The sequence below is a fragment of the Salipiger thiooxidans genome, from assembly GCF_900102075.1.
Taxonomy (GTDB): domain Bacteria; phylum Pseudomonadota; class Alphaproteobacteria; order Rhodobacterales; family Rhodobacteraceae; genus Salipiger; species Salipiger thiooxidans.
Genome location: NZ_FNAV01000054.1, coordinates 1 through 5,890, shown reverse-complemented (window position 1 = coordinate 5,890; position 5,890 = coordinate 1). Strand labels below are relative to the sequence as shown.

Sequence of the window (5,890 nt, the reverse complement as noted above, 5' to 3'; positions counted from 1 at the left end):
GGTGCGCGCTACCCTCAAGTGCGACTCCCATTAGAAAACAGATGGTTATCTAATGGAGAGAGTCTGCCATGGGAGCGGTTTTACGCGCAACGGACGCCTGTCCGGGATGTGTGCTTCCAGACCGACATCGCCGAACAGCGATCCGCTCGTCTTGTCCGTGCTGCGCATGCCTGTCTCCTCCCTTGACCCGCTGGAGATGAATCATGTTCTACACAGCGTGGAGGCCGGAACGATTTCAGCACCCTGTAGAGCATACTGATCATATCGGAGACAGGTTGCCTCCTATAGAGCAGAGGAACTGCGGCAGTGCCCTTGACCTCCCCATCTGTCTCAGCACTGTATCCGCGAGAGCAGATGTAGAGAAATTCTGGTCTCTGCCAGCACGACAGTCTCAAGAGGAAGCTTTCGCATGAACATTGCCATCGTCGGATGCGGGTTCGTCTTCGATATCTACATGCGTACGATCAGTGCGCATCCAGAATTGAAGATCCGTGGCGTCTACGATCTCAAGACCGATCGCTCCGCGAAAGTGAGCGCCTACTACGGGTTTGATGTCTATCCCAGCTACGAGGCGCTTCTGGCCGATCCTGAGGTAACCATCGTCGTGAATCTGACCAATATCGGCTCGCACTTCGAGGTGACTCGGCAGGCGCTCGAAGCGGGCAAGCATGTCTATTCGGAAAAGCCGCTGACCAAGAGCGTGGATGAATCGCGGATCCTGTTCGAACTGGCCGAACAGCGTGGCCTGCGGCTCTACGCGGCCCCCTGCAATATCTTCAGTGACAGTGTGCGTACAATCTTCAAGGCGGTGGAGGACGGCGCCATAGGCCGGCCCCTGCTGGTCTATGCAGAACTTGACGACAATCCCATTCATCTGATGGAGTTCGAGAAGGTGCGCAGCCCCACCGGTGCCCCTTGGCCTCTGGAGGAGGAGATCCACGAGGGCTGTACCTATGAGCACCTCGGCTATCACTTGGTCTGGATCTGTGGTCTGCTCGGGCCGGCCGTTTCGGTTACCGCCTTCTCCAGCGAGCTGATCGAGAACAAGATGGACGGATTGCCTCCGCGTGTTGGAACGCCGGATTTCTCGGTTGCCTGCCTGCAGTTCGCGAACGGCGCCTCGGCGCGCATTACCTGTAGTGTTGTCGCTCCGCGCGACCACCGGATGCGGGTTATCGGCGACGCTGGCGAGGTCATCGCCGACAGCTATCGCCAGTATCGCTCCCCTGTCTTCCTCGAGCGCTACAGCAAGGGCAGTCTGTCCGCCCGCAAGTTCCAGACGCTGCGGGCCCATCCGACCCTAGCGCGCCTGTTCGGGATCGGTGGGCGCCGGCAAACGCTCGTGCGGAACTGGAAATCCGAGGCGGTAGAGAAGGATCAACAGATGCGCTCTTCGTTCAGGCAGCGCATGATCGAATGGGTTCGCCGTCGCGAGGTCTATGCCCAGGACAAGCTGATCGGCATTGCTGAAATGGCTCGTGACCTCGACAGTGGCAAACAGCCCTACGCGTCCCCGGAGTTCATCATGCATGTGAATGAACTGACGCTGCTTGTTCAGGGGGCGGGTCCCGAAGGAACGGCGGTGAGACCGACGACCAGTTTCACCCCGCTCGGGCCTATCCCCGGTAGCGAGTCTGCAGTGAAGAACTATCGCAGCGAAACCCGTCCGCGTCTTTTCGAACGCTTGCTGACGGGCTGAGGCACCGCCCGGTAGGTTAACATCGCGGAAATTCGTCGGTGAAATCTTCGGTCCTCGGTATATTCGAGGAGTCCGAAATGGCCCTACTGAACCAGAACAGTGCGATTCAGAGTGTTCTGACAGAGAGCGCCCCCCTGCCTCGCACCCGGATGTCCGTCTACTCGGCGCAGACGGGCAATCTCGCGCCGCTTCATGCGGATGCACACCTGACGGGGATGCAAGCAAACCCCATGCGCGCGAATTCGGAAGGGCGCTTCGATCTCTGCCATGTGAGTAACGGTATCAACCCGGTGGAGATCCGTTCGGAGTGGGGCCACGACCTATGCCGCTGGCAACCGTGTCCACAATGGCGGACAGGTATATGTCTGCAGCGCAGCCGGCACATCCGCAGTATCCGGAGGGCCGTCGGAACCGGGCTCGCGGATAGGTCCGCCAGCTGGAACCATGTAGATACACACTGGCCGTGTTCAAGGCGGTCGGCACCATCGCGATATGACCCCGCCCCTCTGTCCGCGGGAGAAATCAGGCTTTGGTCGCGACCTCCGCGGCATCGGCTGAAGCCTGCAGATTGACCATGCGGGTGGTACCAACAAGCGGCAGTGCGACACGGGGATCCCGCACCATCTCGGCGATGCGGTCGGCGGCGTAGCGGGCGGGGTCCATGGCTCCCGAGATTGCCTGCGCCCCGCCCAGGATCTCGCGCGCGATGACGGCGACACCAGCATCAGCAGCTCGCTGCGTCACCGAGTCGAATTCGGTTTCCCCTGGAAGCAGAGGCAATTGCAGCGCCTGCACCCTGGGGTCCCCGAGCGCGGCCTCCGCCGTGGCAACGTCGTCGACAGACACGCCGATCAGGCCGATCTTCCCAGCCTGCTGCGCCGCCTCGAGCGCAGCGACGGCCTCGCCACGGGCCACGACGTCGGCAGAAGGGCTGTGCAGCATGAACATCTCGATCCGCTCACGCTTCAGCCTGCGCAGACTGCCGTCGATGCTGCTGCTCAGGAAAGGACCGTCCCAACGGGTCGGCATGGGCTTGGCCCGCGCGGCGGCGACACCGCGACTGGCCTGTTTCGAGCGCCGCGCCACATTGCGCAGCAGGCCCTTCAACGGCACCAGCGCCTGCTTCTTCCAATCGAGATACTTGCCCGCCTTCGAGCATATGACGCAGTCGTCGCGCTTGCCCAGAACCTCGGCCAGCAACCGTTCGCTGTCTCCCTGGGCGTAGATGTTCGATGTGTCGAAGAAGCGGACCCCTCGCGCGAGCGCTGCATGGAGGAGGGCACGTGCCTCATCGCCGGAAGCACCGTTGACTGAGCCGAGCCGGCTGCAGCCGAGACCTAGGGGAAGAGCATCGGGTGCCATTATCTGGGCGAGGGGAGAAGTCTGGAGCATCGTCCTGTTCGCAATCCTAACGTGAGCTTTCGGAAAGAGCGGCGAGGCGGTCGAGCAGCACCGCACCATCCTCGCAGGCGCTATCCGGCGGCGTGGTACGGCCGATCCAGCACAACAGGGCCTGTCCGCCCCCTGTGTGTGCCTCACCCCGCAGCCGGATCTCGTGAGCAGCTTCGCGGCGGCCGTAGTGGCATGCCCAGGAAGAGGCTTGCGGAGCAGGCGCACGGAAACGTCCTGCGAGGGGGACGATCCGGGCGTCCGAACCGTTCTTGTGCAGCAAGATCGAATCCTCCGGGCCAGTGCTGGCCTGCCAGGATCCGGGAACCAGCCAGCTGACCGCTCCCGGTGTTTCCGAATCCCAGTAATCCGCCACGAGAAAGCCCTGCCCCGGATAATGCCGGACCATCCTCGCCGCCCCACCCACGGTGCCCCGGAACGTCCCGCCGATCGTGTCCAGAGGCAGGTTGCCCTCGTCCAGCAGGCGAGCCTCTGCCATGCGACCGACCTTGAAGCAGCCGGTGAACTCGACGGGTTCGATCCCCTCGTAGCAGGGCCCGTTATGGGCGGCGGCACTGCGTTCGCGGGCGCGATCGGCGCCGGTGTTGTAACGCGAGGTGCCCGGGTCCACGATCAGGCGCTCTGCGCCCAGCGTGATCTCGAGCGACAGGAAATCCGCGTGCCCGTGTCCGGGGTTCCATGAAGGGCCGAGTGGCCCCGCGTCCATCAGGCAGAGATCTTCACCCTGCGACAATCGTCCGTACCCGCCCTGCGGCAGAAGCGAACGTCCCTCCGGTGCGGGGGGGCCCGTCCAGTGCGGCACCTCGTCGTGCCAGGCATCGTTGAACAATGCCACCTGGCCATCTGGGTGACACAGGATCGCGAAGGCCCGCCGGGCGGCGTCCAGGCGGCCTGAAAGACGCGCACGCAGCGCGGCCGACAGGAAGGGGGTTTCGGCAAGTACCGCCAGCGAGGCCACGCTCAGCCCCTGATACATCGGTGAGCGTTCGATCTGGCAACCGTCCTCCAGGATCGTGCTGCCGACCAGATGCGCCACGTCACGCTCGAGCCGCGCCGCAATCGCGGGAGGAATGCTTTCGGCATAGGTGAAATAGAGACAGAGCGCCGCGAGGTTGCGCTCTACGTGGTTGTTGTTAAGTTCGTGCTCCACGTTGTCTAGAACGAAGGCCACGTTGTAGCGCAGCAGGTCGGCCACTGCGGCGTCGGTCTCCGGTGGCAAAGTGCCCCGGGCGCGCGCCAGCATGAGCCCCGCCCCCAGCGACAGGATCCGGTGCGAGGCGGCATAGGGGAACCAGTAGGCGTTGAAGGCGCCGGGGGCCGTCATGTCCGTGCCGGACCGGGCTCCGGCGACAAGCGTCGCCACCACGGCGTAGTGCTCCGGCCCTCCCTCAAGCATCATCGGGCAGAGAAACCCCATGTGAGCGAGCTTCACCCGCCACATCTGATGGTCGCCTTCCTCGGGGACCCCACGGTTCCAATCGACGCGATCCGAGGCGCCGAAATCGATCTCGTGCCCATGCAGGCAGACCCTGCCCTGCAGCACCCCGTCCATGACGTCCCGGTATTCGGCGCAGTAAAATTCCGCCATGGACACGAGCCCTGTGGGAAGATCTGCAGGCGGTCGTCCCAACCGGGGCAGGGTTTCCTCGATCGCAGAGATCCGTGCCCGGTAGCGGTCGGGAAACCGGACGGCGAGACGGTTGCGGGCGACGCGGCGGGCCATGTATGCGGCCATGCGCGGCGACAACCGCCGCACGGCGCGCGCCAGAATGACGGCCTTGGCAGTCCGGCTCATGCCGTGTCCTTTTTGTCTTGGGCAGCCGCTCGGGTGCCCGCAAACTGCACCGCGCCGACCGCGAAGAGCGCGATCATGTACCAGCTGCGCGGATCGACGAAAGCGGCACCCGCGTACCAGACAATCCAGGTGCAGACGACGGTGCGTAGCGGAAGCTCGACACCGATGCGCCGCAAGAGGCTTGTCATCAGCAGGGTTACGATGAGGCCGCCCGCAATCCCGAGATAGGCCCATTCCCACCAGAACCCGTTGGACATCAGGCCCTGTGCCGGGAGCGGCTGGTACCAAGGGAACAGGGCGAAGGCCCCGCTGCTCTGCCAGACCTGGGCAATGATCGGATACAGACCATCCTGGTTGCTGAGGCCGTACCCGAAGAGCGGATAGTTTCGCAGGGCCTCGAAGCCGACCGAATGGGCAACGCCGATCCGTCCGTAGAAGCTACCGCTTTCGAGGTGCCCTCCGACGGTTTCGAGGAAGAAGCCGAGGATCGGTCCGTAGAACACGGCCAGCAGAACTCCCGCGACGGCGAGGCCCGCGATCAGGCTTGTCAGGCCCCGCAGGTTGCGAGGCCAGAATTGCCAGACCACCGCGGCCAGCACGTAGAAGGCCATCTTGAAGCTTGGTGACAGCAGGAAGCTGAGCGCCAGCATACCGCCCAGCCGGGCCCAGGACGCTATGCTGCCGCGCTTCGGATCCAGGAAGAATACCAAAAGGATCAGCGAGGCCAGCGTATCGGCGAGGAACGAGGGCTCACTGGCAAAGACCGTGGTGCGGACCCGGCCATAGATCCCGATGTCGCGTTGAGTGGCCTCGTAGACGCCCCGTCCGCTGCCCGAGTAGAGAACGTCCCGGACCGCATCGAACACCGGTTTCAGGCCGAGAGCCTCAAGCGTGGCAAGCGTGATCATGATGCACCAGATCCACAGGACGAGGCGCCGCAGCCGCTGCGGGTCGAGGCTCGAAAGCGCCTGGATCAGGGCCAGAGC

The 5,890-nt window shown here is 63.7% G+C and carries 4 protein-coding genes; 1 reads left to right on the top strand and 3 read right to left on the bottom strand.

Annotated elements, in window-relative coordinates; all coding sequences use genetic code 11:
- The first annotated feature begins 409 nt into the window (after positions 1 to 409).
- Positions 410 to 1,699 (top strand): Gfo/Idh/MocA family protein, encoded by a 1,290-nt coding sequence (locus BLQ77_RS27860; RefSeq protein WP_089964305.1) that lies wholly within the window; start codon positions 410 to 412, stop codon positions 1,697 to 1,699.
- A gap of 522 nt (positions 1,700 to 2,221) precedes the next feature.
- Here the strand turns inward: BLQ77_RS27860 and BLQ77_RS27855 are convergent.
- From BLQ77_RS27855 to BLQ77_RS28990, 3 genes are all read right to left on the bottom strand, one after another.
- The gene (locus BLQ77_RS27855; protein ID WP_165617241.1) at positions 2,222 to 3,091 is read right to left on the bottom strand and encodes an aldo/keto reductase; all 870 of its coding nucleotides are present in this window, start codon (positions 3,089 to 3,091) and stop codon (positions 2,222 to 2,224) included.
- Positions 3,092 to 3,107: 16 nt separating this feature from the next.
- Complete coding sequence (locus BLQ77_RS27850; RefSeq protein ID WP_165617240.1) at positions 3,108 to 4,904, bottom strand: heparinase II/III family protein; 1,797 nt, start codon at positions 4,902 to 4,904, stop codon at positions 3,108 to 3,110.
- Positions 4,901 to 5,890: hypothetical protein (locus BLQ77_RS28990; RefSeq protein ID WP_165617239.1), on the bottom strand; the 990-nt coding region annotated here is incomplete at its 5' end. The genes BLQ77_RS27850 and BLQ77_RS28990, both read right to left, overlap by 4 nt.